The organism is Solwaraspora sp. WMMD791 (genome assembly GCF_029581195.1).
In the GTDB taxonomy this organism is placed as follows: domain Bacteria; phylum Actinomycetota; class Actinomycetes; order Mycobacteriales; family Micromonosporaceae; genus Micromonospora_E.
The window spans coordinates 67,519-84,006 of sequence record NZ_CP120737.1 but is presented as its reverse complement, the minus strand read 5'-3'; the positions used below and the strand labels follow the sequence as shown (position 1 = coordinate 84,006).

The following is a 16,488-nucleotide window of genomic DNA, read 5'->3' as shown; positions in this document are numbered from 1 at the left end:
CCCCGGTCAGTAGAGGTACGGCCAACCCGCCGCGTCGTAGCCGAGCCGGTTGATGCCGAGCAGGGCGGCCCCGTTGTCGGCGTAGTAGTGGTAGACGAGGTAGTCACCGTCGGTGTCGGTCAGCACGTCCTGGTGCCCGGGGCCGTTGATCGCGCCGTGTCCGGCCAGGATCTGGGTGCCGCCGCCAGCGGTCATCGGGGTGCCGGAGCGGTCGACGAACGGCCCGGTGACGCTGGTGGAGCGTCCGACCATCACCCGGTAGGTGCTGGCCGCGCCCTGGCAGCACCGGTCGAACGAGACGAACAGGTAGTAGTAGGCACCTCGGCGGATCAGCGTGGGCGCTTCGATCGCGGCCCCGCCCCGGCCGGCGAGGGCGTGCACCGTCGCGTCGGCGCGTCGGCCGGTCGCCGGGTCGATGGCGATCATCTTGATGCCGGACCAGAAGGAGCCGAAGCTCAACCACCAGCGGCCCTGTTCGTCGACGGTCAGGTGCGGGTCGATCGCGTTGAAGTCGTCGCTGGTCCGGGATTCGATCACCAGTCCCCGGTCGGTCCAGCTGCCGGACGCCCCGGTGGGGCTGGTGGCCAGGAAGATCGCCGACCGGTTCGAGCCGAACGTGGAGGCCGAGTAGTACAGGTGGTACTGGTTGTTGCGGTACGTCAGGTGCGGTGCCCAGAGGTTGCGGCTACCACCGGTGTACGGGGTGGTCCACGGCGCGCCGCCGGGGAACACCGCACCGGCGTCGCGGAAGGTCACCCGGTCGGTGGAGGTCTTCAGCGCGATGTCGGTGCCGGTGTGGGCGAGCAGGTAGCCGCCGGTCGGGCGGCGCACCATCGTCGGGTCGTGCACGCCGACGTCGCCGGCCACCCGCATCGGGGCCGGGTAGGTCGCCGGCGGCGACGTGGTCGGTGGCGGGGTCGTACCGCCGACGGTGCCGACCGGCACCAGTTGCCACTGCTGGTTCTGGCCGTCCCAGTCGGTCCACTGGCTGACCCGGGCACCGTCGGCGGTCGAGCGTTCCCAGACGTCCAGTGCCTTGCCGCTGAGCCGGTTGATCAGCCGGACGTGCCCGCCGGCCGAGTCGGCGAGCCGGAACTGCTGGCTGGCCCGGTTCAGGTCGGCCCACTGGACCACCTGTGCGCCGTCGGCTGTCGAGGAACCACGGATGTCGAGCACCTTACCGCTGTGCCGGGACCGCAGCCGGTAGTAGCCGTCCCCGGAGTCGACGAACCGCCACTGCTGCCAGGCACCGTCGTTGCGGGCCCACTGCACGATCGGGGCATCGTCGGTGGTGGCGAGATCGTAGAGGTCGAGGGCCTTGCCGCTGTGCCGCGCGAGCAGGACGTACCAGGTCGAGGTGTCGACGGTCGCGGCGTACGCGGCCGGGGCGGCGACAATGGGCGCGACGAGGACGGCGCTGGTCAGGGTCGCCGCCAGGGCCGCCAGGGCACCGGCCAGCCGGGCGTGCCGGCGCCGGGGTGGGTGCGGTCGGTGCATCGGTACGGCTTCCTTCCGGTCTGGGTCACCACGCGGTCGACTCGCGGGGTGACGTCATGCCCGGACGTACCGGAAAGGTAGCGCCGCCATCGATTAACGTCAAGATACCAACTAAGTTCGGCCTGGTCAGGGCAGCAGGCACACCCGACCAGGCCGACACTGGCGCTTTTCCGTCAGACCACCTGACAGGGGGCGCCGTTGAGTTGGAAGTCCGACGGACGCGGGTTGCTTCCGCTGTACGTCGCCTGGAAACCGAAGCTCACCGTACCGTTGGCCGGCAGGTTGCCGTTCCACGCGGCGTTGCGCGCCGTCACCTGCTGACCCGACTGGCCGATCTGGGCGTTCCACCCGTTGGTGATCTGCTGGTTGCCGGGGAAGGTCCAGGTCAGCGTCCAGCCGCTGACCGACGCGCCCCGGTTGGTGACGCGCACGTCGGCGGTGAAGCCGTTGCTCCACTGGTTGACCTGCCAGGACACGCTGCACGCGCCGACCGGCGGCGCGGTGGTCGGTGGTGCGGTCGTGGGCGGCGCGGTCGTCGGTGGCGCGGTGGTCGGTGGCGCGGTGGTCGGCGGCGCGGTCGTCGGTGGCGCGGTCGTCGGTGGCGCGGTGGTCGGTGGGGCGTCGACGGGCGGGAACCGCAGGATCCGGTCGTCGGTGGCCGCCGGCGTCCCCCGGCCGTCCCGGTTGCTGGTCGTCACCCAGAGCCAGCCGTCCGGACCGTACTCGACGGTGCGCAGCCGACCGTAGGCGCCGATCAGTTCCGCAGTCGGGGTGCCGACCCCACCGGCTCCGTCGAGCGGTACGTTCCACAGCCGGTTTCCGCGCAGCGCGGCCACGTACAGCCGGTTCCCGGCGATCGCGGCACCGCTGGGCGACGCCTCGGCCGGGGTCCAGACCAGCAGCGGGTCCCGGAACCGGGGATCGTCGGCCCTGCCCTCGACGGTCGGCCAGCCGTAGTTGCCGCCCGCGACGATCAGGTTCACCTCGTCCCAGGTGTTCTGTCCGAACTCGGTGGCGTACAGCCGGCCCTGGGCGTCCCACGCGAGTCCCTGTACGTGACGGTGCCCCAGGCTGTAGACCAGCGAGCCCGGCGTCGGATTGTCCGCCGGGACCGTCCCGTCGGGACGCATCCGCAGGATCTTGCCGTTGCGGCTCTGCGGGTTCTGCGCGGAGGCCGTCTGACCGGCGTCGCCCACCCCGGCGTAGAGCATTCCGTCCGGGCCGAACGCGATGCGGCCACCGTTGTGGATGCTCGCCCGGACGAGCCCGGTCAGGATCGGCTGCTGGTTCTGCGGCGCGCTGAGCCGGAACCTGGCGATCCGGTTGTCGGTGGCCGTGGTGAAGTAGACGTAGACGTAGTCGTCCTGGGCGAAGGTCGGCGAGACCGCGAGACCGAGCAGTCCGCCCTCGCTGACCGGTGTGATGCCGGAGATCGTCACGACCGGCTGCGGCTGCATGCCGGGCCGGACCCGCACGACCTGGCCGGTGCTGCGTTGGGCGACCAACGCACTGCCGTCCGGCAGGAAGTCCATCCCCCAGGGCACCGTCAGGCCGGTCGCGACCACCTCGGGCCGGGAGAAGTCGAAGTCGCCGAGGGCGAGCAGGCCGGTGGCCCGGTCGGCGGCGGGGACGGTGGCGGCCGTCGCCACTGCGGCGAGCCCGGTCGCCGCCAGTGCTGCGGCGAGAACGGCACCGACCACGGATCTGAGCTTCATGGGCACACACCTCTCAGATTGAGCGACACTCATCAATGTAGCAACGCCCGACGGCTGACACACCGCTCAGCCCACACGACGTCACCAGGGGCATGACCGTCGACTGTCGACAGCATGCACCAAACTTGTCGGATGTCGACAATCATCGATGTTGCAGGGTAAGCCGGTGCATGCTGAAATAGCTCATATCGCCGCAGCACGGGGGCAACCGCGCTGAGCAACGGCAGACGCGGGAGCTGCAACAGGGCGGCGGACGGCACCGAGCGGGCAGCGCCATCACCGGGACCACCCGCCCCCGCTGGGACCACCGTGGCTGCGCCCGGACCACCGCGCCTCCGCCGGTGCCGGGACGCCCGACTCCACCCAGGCCCACCGGCAGTCGAGGCCACGACCGCCAGCCGTTGCCGAGCCCACGCGCATCCACCGGGTACCTCGATGGCCCGACGCCACGACATCGACGCAGTTCGCCAGCGCACCACAACCGGCTACCAGGGTGAGGAGCAACCGATGGCTTTCCAGAAGATCTTCGCGGGGTGGTACCGCAACCGCGCGGTGTGGGTGGTGGCGATCCTGCTGGCGACGGCGGCCGGTGCGGTCGCGTTGACCGACGGCGCCGACCGGGACGCGACACCGGCGGATCTGGTCGGCCAGATCGAGACCCGGATGCGCGTCCTGCTCGAGCAGGCCGATCCGCAGCAGCACAACCACGCCGGCCACGCCGTCGAACTGGCGGCCGCCACGGAGCAGCAGACGGTGATCTGCGGAGTCCGCGTGTACGGCTACGAGCCAGCCGACGTCACCACGCTCGCCGACGTGCGGACGGTCTACGGCTTCCACCTCTGCGGAGTCGCGGAGCCGCAACGACCCTGGGACGTGGCGGTCAAACTGGCCGGCCCGCTGATCCTGGACATGTCCACCGAGCCCCCGGGCATCCAGGTGGTCGAGGCCACCGCCGACGTCATGTTCGTCGACCGGCTACGGCAGATGTTCCCGCAGAAGTACGCGGAGCTGGCCATCGCGGAGGCGCTGACCGACTCCGAGGCCGCCGACCTGCGCCGTCGCTACGACGCGGCAGCCGGGATCTGACCTGGTCCACCGGTACGAGCACCGACTCTCCGCCAGCAGGCCACACCTGCCCCCACCCGTCGGTCGGGCGAACCCGTCAAGATTAGACATAGATGATCATTGATATTTGAATCCATGGATGTCATAGTTTGGTGGGAGCGTTCCCACCCGATCTCGTCCCGAGAAACGGAGGATCCACAGTGCGTCTACTCACGTCCGACCGGTCCGACGGACCCACCCGGACCCCCGCCCGCAAGTCCCTGCGAGTGCTCGTCCTCGTGTCGGCCCTGATGGTCGCCATGCTGCCCTGGACCGGTGCGGCCCAGGCCCACGGCACGATCATCAACCCGGCAAGCCGCGCCTACCAGTGTTGGAAGAGCTGGGGCAACCAGCACACCAACCCGGCGATGCAGCAGCAGGACCCGATGTGCTACCGCGCGTTCCAGGCCAACCCCGACACCATGTGGAACTGGATGAGCGCGCTGCGCGACGGCCTCGGCGGCCAGTACCAGGCCCGCACCCCGGACGGGCAGCTGTGCAGCAACGCCCTCTCCCGCAACGACAGCCTGAACCAGCCCGGAGCATGGCGGACGACCACCGTCGGCCGTAACTTCACGGTTCAGCTCTACGACCAGGCCAGCCATGGTGCCGACTACTTCCGGGCCTACGTCACCAAGCAGGGGTTCAACCCGGCCACCCAGCGTGTCGGGTGGGGCAACCTCGACCTGATCGCGACGACGGGCCGCTACGCGCCGTCGCAGAACATCTCGTTCAACGTCTCGGTCCCGGCCGGGCGCTCCGGAAACCACGTTCTCTTCGTGATCTGGAAGGCGTCGCACATGGACCAGACGTACATGTGGTGCAGCGACATCAACATCGTCTGACCGACGCACCCTGCACCACTCCGGCCCAGGACCGCTGCGTCCTGGGCCGGATCGCGTCGCGGACCCGGCACCCGCAGTGCCGCTGCACACCTTCGACAACGAGTCCATCTCGGTTCAGACGAGGTCGGGTCACGATCCGAGCATGATCACGTCACGGGGACGATCCACGCGAACCCTCGGTCCCACTCACCGCATCAAGAAGGGAGTGCGGATGCCCCGTCGCGGGCACCGGCGTCGTCCACGGCCGCCGGCAAAGGTCCGCCGCCGACACCGAGCGAGGATCGATGGGACTGGTCCACCGGCGGGCCCGGGCAGCAGCGGGGTTGTTGCTCGCGGCGGCCGCAGCGGCGTCGCTCGCCATCGTCGCGCTGACCGGTCTGACCGGGTACGGCCGGCAGGTGGTCGACGCCGGCACCCGTACCGCCGTCGACTCCGCCGCGACCCGGGAGCGCTCGATCCTGGTGCGGGGACCGGCCGGCCGGTCGACGACGGAGCTCGCCCAGCGCGACACCGCACTCCGGGCGGCCGTGGCCGACGGGGTCGGTGGCCGGCCCACGGTGGTGACCGCCGCCGGCTACGCCACCGGACGCCAGTTCACCAGCCCGACCGGTGAGGCCACCCCGGACGCCGACGGCGTCGTCTACGCCTCGGTGGGCTTCCTCGACGACCTGACCACGTACGCCACGCTCGTCGCCGGGACCTGGCCGGCAGGATCAGCCGCCGGCGACGGTGCCCTGATCCAGACCACGCTCGCCGAGCCCACCGCCGACCTGCTCGGAATCGAGGTGTCGGACCGGGTCGCGATCCTGGACCGAATCACCGGCCGCACCACTGATCTGCAGGTCACCGGAGTCTGGCGAGCGGTCGACCCACAGGACACCTTCTGGCGGCTGGCCCCCGACGCGGTCACCGGCACCGGCAATGAAGCCACCGCACAGTCCGTGGGCAGCACCTACGGTCCGCTGGTCGTGCACCGTACCGACTTCGACACCCACTTCTCCGCCAACGCGTCGGCAGCCTGGCTGATCGACCCGGACCTGACCGGGCTGACCAACGCCGACCTCCGCCCGCTGCGGGCCGCCGCGGTCGAAGTGCCGCAGGAGCTACCGGAGATCACCGGACTCGGCTCCGCGGCGTCGGTCGACACCGACCTGCCTCGGCTCATCGACCGGCTGCACCGGGCGAGACTGGTCGGTGCGTCGGCGTTGGTGACGCCGGTGCTGCTGGTGGCCATGCTCGCCGGCTACACCCTGCTGCTGGTCGCCCTGCTGCTCGTCGCGCGCCGGCGCGACGAGACGGCGTTGCTGCGCGCCCGGGGTTGTGGACCCGGCCGGCTGGCCGGCATGGCGCTGCACGAGGCGGCCCTGGTCGTGCTGCCGGCCGCGCTGATCGCGCCCCCCGTCGCGGTCATGATCGTCGGGTACGCCGGTCGGCTGCCCGCCGTCACCGCCGCCGGCCTGCGGTTGCAGCCTCAGCTGGACGGCGCCACCTGGCTGGTCGCCGGGTCGGCGGCGGTGGGCTGCATCCTCGCGATCGTCGCACCGGCGCTGCGCGGCGGCGGCACGTACACCAGTGAGCTGGCAGCACATTCCCGGCCCCGACGGGCGGTCCTGCAACGAGCCGGCGCGGACCTCGCCCTCGTCGGCCTCGCCGTGCTGGCCTGGCTGCAACTACGCCAGTACGCGTCCCCGCTGACCGCTACCGGCGCCGGCCTCGGCATCGACCCGCTGCTGGCCGCCACACCGACGCTGGCGGTGCTCGCCGGGACCGTACTGGCGCTGCGGCTGCTCCCGGTCGCGGCCCGGCTCGCCGAACGACTGCTCGACCGGCGAACCTGGCCGGCCGCGCTGCTCGGCACCTGGCAGGCCAGCCGCCGACCGCACGCCGGGCCGGTGCTGCTGCTCGCCCTGGCCGTCGCGGTCAGCACGCTTGCCTGGAGTCTGTCGAGCACCGCTGGACGGTCCCTGGCCGACCAGGCCGACCACCTGGTCGGTGCCGACCTCCGGCTCGTCGAGACGGCGGGTTTCCCGCCGGAGGGTCGGCTCGGGCAGCTCGCCGACCTGCCCGGCGAGCCGACCGTACTGCCCACCTGGCGGGACACCCTGCGGCTCGGTCCCGTCGCCGCCGCAGCGTCGCTGGTCGCCATCGACACCGCGGCGGCCGCCGGGGTGCTGCGGGTCCGCGACGACCTCGCCGGTGGCTCCGCCGCCGCCCTGCTGAGCGGTGTGACCCATGACCGGGCCACCGCGCCGGTGACGGAACTTCCCGCCGACGCGGTCCGGCTGACCGGCCGGATCGACACCACGCTCCGTACCGAGACCGACGATGACCGGCCCACCCGGATCCGCAGCTACGCGGTGTTCGCCACCGCCGCCGGATACCGCCGGATACCGCTCGGCGTCAGCGCCGACCGGGCACCACTTCGCTTCGCCGTGGAGGTGCCCACCGACGCCGGCCCGGTCAGCCTGGCGGGTTTCCAGGCCAGTGGCGAAGGCGTGCCCGGCACCGTACTGACCTGGCGGCTGGCCCAGCTGCGGGCGGTGTCCGCGGCGGGACCCGCCGACGGCGTACCGCTGCCGCTGGCCGACACGGACTGGCAGGTCGTCGACGCCGGGGCAGAGGCGCAGCCGGTCCGGTCCACAGGCGACGCCCTGACCGCCGACTATCAGTCGCGGAGCACGGTGAGCTCGACGTGGCGGGCCGTACCCATCCGGATCGGGGTGGCCCGGGCACTGCCGCCGGAGCCGGTACCGGTGCTGGCGACCCCGGCCACGCTGACCGCACTCGACCTGACCGTGGGCGACGACACCCGGCTGTTCCTGGCCAGCGCACAGGTGCCGGTCCGGATCACCGGCGTCGTGCAGGCCCTGCCGGGTGACACCGCCCCCGCCGCCGTACTGGCCGATCTGCCCGCCCTGGCAGCGCGGCTGTTCCACGGACACGGCGTGGTGCGACACCCGCAGGAGTGGTGGGTACGGACCGGGTCGCAGCCCGCCGACCAGGTGACCGCCGCGGCCGCCGCCCTCGGCGGACTGCAGGTGCTCGACCGGCGGGCCGTCGCCGACGACCTCGCCAAGGACCCGTACCGGGTCGGTGCCCAGTCGGCGTTGTTCGCCGCCGCGCTCGGCGCGCTCCTGCTCGCCGGCATCGGCCTGGTCGTGGACCTGCGGGCCACCGCCCGCCGACGCCTCGCCGAGCTGGCGGTCCTGCGTACCCTCGGAGCCGGTCGTCGGATGCTGGCCCGCGCGCTGCTGGCCGAACAGACGTTCCTGGCCGCGATGGGGGTACTGGTGGGCGTCGTGGTCGGCCTGGCCGTCGCGGCCACGACGGCGCCACTGGTGATCCTCACCCCGGCGGCCGACCGACCGACACCGGAGCCGGTGCTGGCGGTGCCCTGGTTGCCGGTGGCCGCGACCGCCGTCGGTCTGCTCGTGCTGGCGTCGGCGACGGGTCTGCTGGTCACCGCCGGACTCCGCGACCGGATCGACGTCGCTCTCCTGAACGCGGGTGGCGACCGGTGAGCGCCCTCGGCCGCCGGCTCCGCGCGTACGCCGGCCACATCGCGCTGCTCGCGGCGCTGGGCATGGTGGCGGCCACGATGGTGACGGCGGTGCCGCGGGCGGCCAACACCGCCGTCGACCAGGCGCTGCGTCCACACCTGTCCGCGATGCCGCACCTGGCCCGTGACCTCGTCCTCACCGAACGGCCGACCATCGCCCCCGGCCCCGGCATCGTCACCCCACCGGTCGACTCCGCCGCCGGGCAGCGGCGGACCGGTACGCTGCGCGACGAACTGCCGCAACCGGTCCCGCAGCTGGTCGGCTCCGCCTGGTACGCCGCCGCGATCGGCCCGGACGGCGTCGACGCCCTCGGGGACGCGCCACCGTTTCGGCGCAACCCGCCGCCGGTGTTCGGGCTCCGCGCCCAGACCGGCGTGCGGGAGGCGTCGCGGCTGGTCGCCGGAGCGTGGCCGGCGTCCCCGGGTGACACCGGCGCGGCAGGTGATGCCGCGCCCACCCAGATCACCATGTCCCGGCAGGCGGCCGAGACATTGTCCCTGCGGATCGGCGACGTGCTGCGGATCTCCGGCGGCGCGGGCAACAACACCGCACGGCTGGAACTGGTCGGGCTGTTCGAGCCGCTGGACGCCGCCGACCCGGTCTGGGACGACCTCACCTACGCGTTGGCGCCGCTGCGCCCGGTCCTCGACCGGGATCCCTGGTACGTGGCGGCGGTGACCGACTGGACCGGGCTCGACGCCGCCGCCCGCACGCTGGGCATCGTCCGGTACGAGTGGCGGTACCGGATCGCGACCGACCGGATCGACGCCACGCACACCGGGCCGCTCGCCAGTGCGGCGGCCGCCGCCCGCCGTACTCCACCGGACGGGACCACGCTGACCAGTTCGCTCGACACCGTACTGGCCGATTTCGACGGGCAGGTCCGCGCCGCGCGGGCGCTGCTGGCCATCGTCGGTGCCGGGTTGTTCGCCTGCGTGTTCGGACTGATCTGGCTGGCCGCCGGCCTGCAGCTGCGCCGCCGCGCCGACGAACTGTCGCTGCTGCGGGCCCGGGGCGCGGCGGTGACGGCCCTCGGCCGGTACGTCCTCGTCGAGTCCGTCGTGGTGGCACCGGCCGCGGTCGTCGCCGGCTGGCTGCTCGGCTCGGCCGTGCCGGGCCGCCCCGGCGCCAGCGAGTTGCCACTGCTGCTGGTCGTCGCGGCGGTCACCACCGCGGCCGTGCCGGCGCTGCTGACCGTGCGTACGGTGGTCGCCGCCGCCGGCACGGTCCGACGCGGCGGTACGCCGTCGGCGGTCGGCGCGGACCGGGGCGATCTGGCCCGGCGGCGGTCCTCGCCAGGTCGGCTCACCGCCGAACTGAGCGTGGTGCTGGTGGCCGTCGGCGGGCTGTGGCTGCTGCGGCGGCGCGGCCTCGCCGCCGACGACGGCGTCGACCCGTTCCTGGTCTCGGTACCGGTGCTGCTCGCGGTCGGCGCGGCGCTGGTCACCCTGCGGACGCTCCCGTGGCCGTTACGGCAGCTGGATCGGCTCGCCGCCCGTGCCCGGGGAGCGGTGTTCTTCCTCGGGCTGGCCCGCGCGGGGCGTGGCGCGCCGGTCACTCCTGGTCCGTTGGCCGTGCTGGTGACCGCCGTCAGTGTCGGTCTGTTCAGCGCGGTGGTGGCGACCACCATCACCGACACCCGGGACCGGGTCAGCGACCGGGAGGTCGCCGGGGACGCCGTGGTCACCGGCTTCGGCTTCGCCGTGGGCACCGGTGACGAACTCGCCGCACTGCCCGGGGTGGCGGCGGTCGCGCCGGCGGTGCTGGCGACGAACCGGCAACTCGTCGCCGCCGTCGGCACCTCGGCCCAGGAGCTGGGCCAGGCCCAGGTGCTGGTGGTCGACGTACCCGCCCTGGCGGAGGTGGCCGAGGTCAGCGGGGTCCGGCTCGACCTACCGGCCGTACTGCGCGACGCCGTGGCGGACCCGGCCGGCGGTCCGGTGCCGGCGGTCGTCTCACCGGACATCGCGCGGTTGCTGGCCGAGGATCTGCCCGACGGCACCACGGAGGTCCTGGTCGACGTGCAGGGGCGCCGGCACGGCTTCTCGGTGGCGGCCGTCGCCGACGGCTTCGCGGGGCTGCCGGTGGATGCCCGCGGATTCGTCGTGCTGCCGATGCAGGCGCTGACGGTGCCGCCGTACCAGCCGGTCGTGCCGCAACGGTATCTGCTGGCCGGTGACGGCTTCGACCCGGCCGCGGTGGTCGCCCTCGCCGACGCCGGACAGCGGCAGCGGATCGCCGAGGTGGCGGGCAGCGCCCCCGACGATCTGCCCCAGCCGGCCACGCTCACCACCTGGTCGGCACACCGTCAGGCGCTGGAACGCACCGGCGCGAACGAGCTGCTCACCTTGGTCTTCACGCTGGGCACCGTCGGTGCGGTGGTGCTGGCGCTGGTCACCGTCGGGTTGGCGGTGCTCGCCGGGTCGACGGCCCGGGGGCGGGCGCTGTCCCGGCTGCGCACGATGGGGCTGTCCCGCCGGCAGGGGCAGCTGCTGCTGGTGTACGAACTCGTACCGGTGGTGGGCGCGGCGGTGGTGGCCGGCGGCGCGGTCGGGGTGGTCCTCCCCCGCCTGCTCGATCCGGCCCTGGGCCTGGCGGCGTTCACCGCCGGAGTGGCCGCGCCGCCGCGCTTCGATCCGGTGGTGATCATCGGCGTGCTGGCGAGCGTGACCGTCGGACTCGCGGCGGCCCTGACGACCGACGATCTTGTGCACCGCAGCACCCGACTCGGGCGGGTGCTGCGGGTGGGAGGAGACGACCGTTGACCACGACCGACACGCCAGACCTGGCACAGTTGCAGCGACGGGCCGCCGAGCGGGCCGCCGTCCGGGCCGGCGGGATGGACCGGCTCGGCGGGCACATCGTCTGCGAGGGCCTGGTCCGCATCTTCAAGGCCGACGGGATCGAGGTCGTCGCCCTGCAGGGCCTGGACCTGTCGGTCGAGCGCGGCGAGCTGCTCGCCATCGTCGGCGCCTCCGGCTCAGGCAAGTCGACGCTGTTGAACATCCTGTCCGGGTTGGACACGCCGACCGCCGGGGTGGCCCGGGTCGCCGGGGTGAACCTGCTCGGAATGTCGGCGGCCACCCGGCTGCGGTACCGACGGCACACCGTCGGTTTCGTCTGGCAGCAGACCAGCCGCAACCTGCTGCCGTATCTGACCGCCCGGGAGAACGTCGCGCTGCCGATGACGTTGGCCGGTCGCGCGCGGCGCCGGGCCGCCCGGACCAGGGCCGGTGAGCTGCTGGAGCTGGTCGGGGTCGCGGACCGCGCGGATCGACGGCCGGATCAGCTCAGCGGAGGCGAGCAGCAACGCTGCGCGGTGGCGGTGGCTGTGGCCAACGACCCGGAGGTGCTCTTCGCCGACGAGCCGACCGGCGAGCTGGACGAGGCCACCGCCGGGGAGGTCTTCGCGGCGTTGCGGACGATCAACGCCGAGCTGGGGGTCACCATCGTCGTGGTCACCCATGACCGCGCCGTCGCCGGCCAGGTCCGCCGGACCGTCGCGATCCGCGACGGCCGGACCGCCTCCGAGGTACGCAGGTCCGCCCGCATCGGTCGCGACGGGGTCACCGAGACCGTCACCGAGGAGTACGCCGTGCTGGACCGTAGCGGTCGGCTCCAGCTACCGGCCGCGTTCGTCGACGCGCTGTCGCTGCGGGACCGGGTACGGCTGAACCTGGAACCCGACCATGTCGAGGTCCGCTCCGGTGACACGGACGCGACGGAGGAGCAACGGTGAGCGACGAGATGGTCCGGGTCGACGGCGTGAGCCGCGACTTCCACGGCGGCGGTCGGGTGGTGCACGCGTTGCGGGACGTCTCGCTGCGGGTGAGCCGGGGCGAGCTGGTCGCCGTACAGGGCCGGTCGGGGGCCGGCAAGACCACCCTGCTGAACCTGATCGGCGGGCTGGACCAGCCGACCGCCGGCACGGTGCGGGTCGCCGGCCGCGAGGTGTCCGCCGCCACCGAGGCGCAGCTGGTGGAGTTGCGTCGGTCGACCATCGGCTTCGTGTTCCAGTCGTTCGGTCTGATCCCGATCCTGTCGGCGGCGGAGAACGTCGGGGTGCCGCTGCGGCTGGCGAAGGTGTCGTACGCCGAACGCGAACAGCGGGTCGCGCTGCTGCTGGAGCTGGTCGGCCTCGGCGGCCAGGCGAGACAGCGACCGTACGAGCTGTCCGGCGGTCAGCAGCAGCGGGTGGCGATCGCCCGCGCGCTCGCCAACGACCCGCCGTTGCTGATCGCCGACGAGCCGACCGCCCAGCTCGACTCCGAGACGGGCCGGTCGATCATGGACCTGATCCGGTCGTTGGTCCGGGCCCGTGGCATGGCCGCGGTGGTCGCCACGCACGATCCCGCGCTGATCGAACTGGCCGACCGGGCGGTGTCGCTGCGCGACGGCGCACTGGCCGATCCGGTGCCGGCCGTCGGTGCGGATCCGGGCTGCACTGCCGCTCCCGCCCCGACGGGTCCCTAGTCGACCGTTGACACCTCGCCGGGACGCCATCGACACTTGGCCACATTGCAATTGATGTTCATCAATTGCAATGCCTGCTCCCCCATTGGCCGACCGAGTGGAGAGAACGGTGGAAGAGATGAGCGAGACACCCGGTGCCAGCTCGACCCGCAGCCGGCGCGGCCGGATCAGCATGCTGGTCAGCACCGCCTGCGCCGCCCTGCTGGCGGTCACGGTGACCGCACCGGCCGGCACCGCCCACGCTGACGCGGCCGGCACCGGCCCGGTCATCACCACCAACCAGACCGGCACCCACGACGGCTACTTCTACGCCTACTGGAAGGACATGGGCGACAGCACCATGGTCCTGGGCCCACAGGGGCAGTACAGCGCCCGCTGGACCGGCATCAACAACTGGTTCGGCGGCAAGGGGTGGGCGACCGGCGGCCGGCGGACCTTCGACTACTGCGGCACCTTCCACCCGGGCGGCAACTCGTACCTGGCCCTCTACGGGTACACGACCAACCCGCTCACCGAGTACTACATCGTGGAGAACTGGGGCACCTACCGACCGACCGGCACGCCGATGGGCACCGTCGTCAGCGAGGGCGGCACCTACGACATCTACCGCGCGCAGCTCGGCGTCGGCAGCACGCCGTACTACCGGTACTACAGCGTCCGCCAGCAGAAGCGCTCCGCCGGCACCATCGACACCGGCGACCACTTCGACGCGTGGGCCCAGGCCGGGATGCGCCTCGGCACCACCATGGGCTACATGATCATGGCAACCGAGGGCTACCAGAGCAGCGGTTGGTCCCAGGTCACGGTGGACGGCAACCCGACCGGCCCGGCACGGTGTGCCCCCGGCGGTGCCGGGTCCGCACAGCCGCAGCGGATGAGCTCCGCCAACGTACGCTAGCGGCGTTCGTAGAAGGTGATACTCACCCCGCCCGGCGCGAAGCCCGGGTCGGAGCTCAGCCAGGTGTTGGCGTTGAGGAAGGCGTACGGGCCGGCCGCCCGGGTCTCGAAGGTCGGCACCAGCCGGCCGAACTGCCCGCAGTTGCGGACCAGGATCAGCTCGCCGTCACTGGTCGCCAAGGTGTACCGGGCGTCCAGGGTGGTGGTCGAGCCACTGAGCTGGTAGTCGGCCCCGCCGGCGAGGATCGACCCGGTCACCCGACCGCTGAGCGTCCCACCGGTGATCGGGATGATCGTACGGGTGCCGCGTTTGCTGGCACCGACCGCGAGAGTGGAGCCGAGGGTGACCGACGCGGTGAACACGCTGGCGCCCCGCGTACCGCTGCCCGTCGCGCAGTTCCAGCTCTGGTGGGGCAGACCGGCGGGATCCGTGAGCTGGATCCGCGGTTCGGTCGGGGAGACGCCGGCGACGTCGTAGATGGTGAGAACGAGGGTGTTGGTCGTGGTGTCGACCACCCGGGTGCCGACGAACGTGCCGGTGTTCAGCCAGGCGTACGGGCTGGAGTTCGGTGCCTCGAAGTCGGGAACGATCCGGACCGGGGCGTCGCCGGCGGGGGCGACACCGCAGCTGCGCAGATAGATGAGGGTGCCGTCACTGGCGCGGAGCACGTTGATCTGCTCGACCTCCAGCGATCCGTTGGTGAGGGTGAGCTCCAGGTCGAGCCCGCCGGTGAGAACGCTGCCGCTGAGCCGATCCCCGACGAACGATCCGCCCGTCACGTCGAGGAGGCGGCGCTGGCCGTACGGGGTGGTCCCCACCTCGCGGACGGCACCGAGCTGGCCTGTCACGCGAAGCACCAGTCGCCCCCGCGTCGGTGACACGATGCCGGTGGGCATGTTGCACGTCCAGGATGGGTCGGGCACGATTGTCGGCTCCGTGCCGCCGGGCGGCGTACTCGGGGTGGGCGAGGTCGGCGGCGACGGCGTGCCGCTCGGTGTGGGCGTCGGACTCGGCGTCCAGCTCGGCGTCGGCGATTGCGGCGCGGACGGTGAACCCGACGGGGTCACGCTACCTGTGCACGGCGTGCCGTTGAGCGCGAAATCGGTCGGGGCCGGATTGCTGGCGTTGTTCCACGATCCGTTGAAACCGATCGCGGTGCCCGCTCCGGTGGCGAGGTTGCCGTTCCACGCCGCGTTGACGACGGTGACCTGGGTGCCGGCCTGACTCACGGAGCCGTTCCAGAGCTGGGTGACCTGCTGTCCGGCGGCGAACGACCAGGTCAGCCGCCAACCGCTGATCGGGTCACCGAGGTTGGTCACGGCGACGTTGGCACCGAATCCGCCGGGCCACTGGCTGGTGACCGTGTAGGTCACCCGGCACCCTGTGGCGGCGTACGCCGAGGTGGCGATGCCACCGACGGCGACAGCGGCAGCGGCGGCGATCGCTCCCGCGACCAGGCGCCGACCGATGATCCTCATCCGACCCTCCCGCAACGACGACCCGACGCCATGCACGAAGGGTCGCGTTGCAGAAAGTGTCCCGACCGGACAAGAATCTGTCAATCGATGTACGTTGATCTATATGGTGCGGCGACCAGCAAGCAGACCCGGTCAGATCAAGAACCGGCGATCGAGAAGGTGCCACACCTCGGGTCGGACCGTTCCAGTCGTACCCGACGATTACATTCGGGTCTCCTCGACACTCCCCAATGGAGACCCGATGACCCTGCTCCGCCATGTCCTCGTGCCGATCGGTGCCGCTCTCCTCACGGCAGCCCTCGCCACCCCCGCGACGGCCGCGCCAGCCCCCACGCTTTCCGAGAGCGCACACGTCGGCTTCGACGACCCGGGCACCAGCCGGACCCTGACCGTCGACCTCAGCCGCATCGACGGGGTGGCCCAGCTCGACGTCGAATACTGGTCCCGCTCCTGCACCGAATCCGCTGGCCTGGAGACCTGTGAGACGATCTTCCGGCACACGTACGACCAGACGCCGTCACGGGCCAGGATGTCGCTGCAGGGTGCCTCGGCCACCGGGGTGGTGACCTACTCGCAGACCGTCCGGACGTGCACGTACGGGCCGGTCGACGAAGAGGGCGAACGCCCGGAGTCGTGCACGAACGCCCCGGCCACCACGGATACGACCAGCGTGAAGATCACCTGGACCGGAACCGGCGAGGTGGTTGAGGAATGTTGGAGTGACGAGGAGGGCACCCGCTACGTCACGCAGCGGCGGACCGCCACCGTGGTGGGCACCGCGTTCGGCGAGTCGTTCCCGGTCGAGCAGTCACTGATCACGTCACTGGGCCGCACCTGGAAATTCCCGGCGGCCTGACCAGCTCTGCCAGCAGGCCCAGGCCATGCCGAGGAGACAGCTTCTCCGATCTTGGCCTGGGC

At 72.2% G+C, this 16,488-nt stretch carries 11 protein-coding genes; 8 read left to right on the top strand and 3 right to left on the bottom strand.

The genetic code is table 11. The features are described from left to right. Positions 1-6 precede the first annotated feature (6 nt). On the bottom strand, positions 7-1,497 hold the full coding sequence (locus tag O7623_RS00385; RefSeq protein WP_282226566.1) for a family 43 glycosylhydrolase: 1,491 nt from the start codon (positions 1,495-1,497) through the stop codon (positions 7-9). A 173-nt stretch (positions 1,498-1,670) separates the two neighbouring features. After that, entirely contained in the window at positions 1,671-3,212 is a 1,542-nt protein-coding gene (locus O7623_RS00380; protein WP_282226565.1) for a PQQ-dependent sugar dehydrogenase, read from the bottom strand. 507 nt (positions 3,213-3,719) lie between these two features. Here O7623_RS00380 and O7623_RS00375 point away from each other — a divergent pair. The 7 genes from O7623_RS00375 (at position 3,720) to O7623_RS00345 (ending at position 14,092) form a co-directional block, all read left to right on the top strand. Beyond that, positions 3,720-4,298 (top strand): hypothetical protein, encoded by a 579-nt coding sequence (locus O7623_RS00375; protein ID WP_282226564.1) that lies wholly within the window; start codon positions 3,720-3,722, stop codon positions 4,296-4,298. A 179-nt stretch (positions 4,299-4,477) separates the two neighbouring features. Next, positions 4,478-5,161 (top strand): lytic polysaccharide monooxygenase, encoded by a 684-nt coding sequence (locus O7623_RS00370; protein ID WP_282226563.1) that lies wholly within the window; start codon positions 4,478-4,480, stop codon positions 5,159-5,161. A gap of 284 nt (positions 5,162-5,445) precedes the next feature. Further along, a complete protein-coding gene (locus O7623_RS00365) occupies positions 5,446-8,682 on the top strand; it encodes an FtsX-like permease family protein (protein ID WP_282226562.1) in 3,237 nt (1,078 codons plus the stop codon). Then, the gene (locus O7623_RS00360; RefSeq protein WP_282226561.1) at positions 8,679-11,486 is read left to right on the top strand and encodes an ABC transporter permease; all 2,808 of its coding nucleotides are present in this window, start codon (positions 8,679-8,681) and stop codon (positions 11,484-11,486) included. Before O7623_RS00365 ends, O7623_RS00360 begins: the two co-directional genes overlap by 4 nt. Positions 11,487-11,560: 74 nt before the next feature. Next, positions 11,561-12,460, top strand: a complete 900-nt coding sequence (locus O7623_RS00355) for an ABC transporter ATP-binding protein (protein WP_282229673.1) — start codon at positions 11,561-11,563, stop codon at positions 12,458-12,460. Positions 12,461-12,468: 8 nt separating this feature from the next. Continuing rightward, positions 12,469-13,194 (top strand): ABC transporter ATP-binding protein, encoded by a 726-nt coding sequence (locus O7623_RS00350; protein ID WP_282229672.1) that lies wholly within the window; start codon positions 12,469-12,471, stop codon positions 13,192-13,194. 118 nt (positions 13,195-13,312) lie between these two features. Beyond that, positions 13,313-14,092, top strand: coding sequence for a glycoside hydrolase family 11 protein (locus O7623_RS00345; protein ID WP_282226560.1), 780 nt, complete (start codon positions 13,313-13,315; stop codon positions 14,090-14,092). Here the strand turns inward: O7623_RS00345 and O7623_RS00340 are convergent. Next, positions 14,089-15,570, bottom strand: coding sequence for a DUF3237 family protein (locus O7623_RS00340; RefSeq protein WP_282226559.1), 1,482 nt, complete (start codon positions 15,568-15,570; stop codon positions 14,089-14,091). The two genes, O7623_RS00345 and O7623_RS00340, sit on opposite strands and share 4 nt — an antisense overlap. 241 nt (positions 15,571-15,811) lie before the next feature. Here O7623_RS00340 and O7623_RS00335 point away from each other — a divergent pair, with 241 nt between their 5' ends. Continuing rightward, positions 15,812-16,426: a hypothetical protein gene (locus tag O7623_RS00335; protein ID WP_282226558.1), complete on the top strand. Its 615-nt coding sequence runs from the start codon at positions 15,812-15,814 to the stop codon at positions 16,424-16,426. The last annotated feature ends 62 nt before the right edge of the window (positions 16,427-16,488 follow it).

Excerpts from the sequence above, each read along its gene's own strand:
- O7623_RS00335 (WP_282226558.1), top strand. The coding sequence starts at position 15,812 with ATGACCCTGCTCCGCCATGTCCTCGTGCCGATCGGTGCCGCTCTCCTC.
- O7623_RS00355 (WP_282229673.1), top strand. The coding sequence starts at position 11,561 with ATGGACCGGCTCGGCGGGCACATCGTCTGCGAGGGCCTGGTCCGCATC.
- O7623_RS00375 (WP_282226564.1), top strand. The coding sequence starts at position 3,720 with ATGGCTTTCCAGAAGATCTTCGCGGGGTGGTACCGCAACCGCGCGGTG.
- O7623_RS00380 (WP_282226565.1), bottom strand. The coding sequence starts at position 3,212 with ATGAAGCTCAGATCCGTGGTCGGTGCCGTTCTCGCCGCAGCACTGGCG.
- O7623_RS00385 (WP_282226566.1), bottom strand. The coding sequence starts at position 1,497 with ATGCACCGACCGCACCCACCCCGGCGCCGGCACGCCCGGCTGGCCGGT.
- O7623_RS00340 (WP_282226559.1), bottom strand. The coding sequence starts at position 15,570 with ATGAGGATCATCGGTCGGCGCCTGGTCGCGGGAGCGATCGCCGCCGCT.
- O7623_RS00345 (WP_282226560.1), top strand. The coding sequence starts at position 13,313 with ATGAGCGAGACACCCGGTGCCAGCTCGACCCGCAGCCGGCGCGGCCGG.
- O7623_RS00365 (WP_282226562.1), top strand. The coding sequence starts at position 5,446 with ATGGGACTGGTCCACCGGCGGGCCCGGGCAGCAGCGGGGTTGTTGCTC.
- O7623_RS00350 (WP_282229672.1), top strand. The coding sequence starts at position 12,469 with ATGGTCCGGGTCGACGGCGTGAGCCGCGACTTCCACGGCGGCGGTCGG.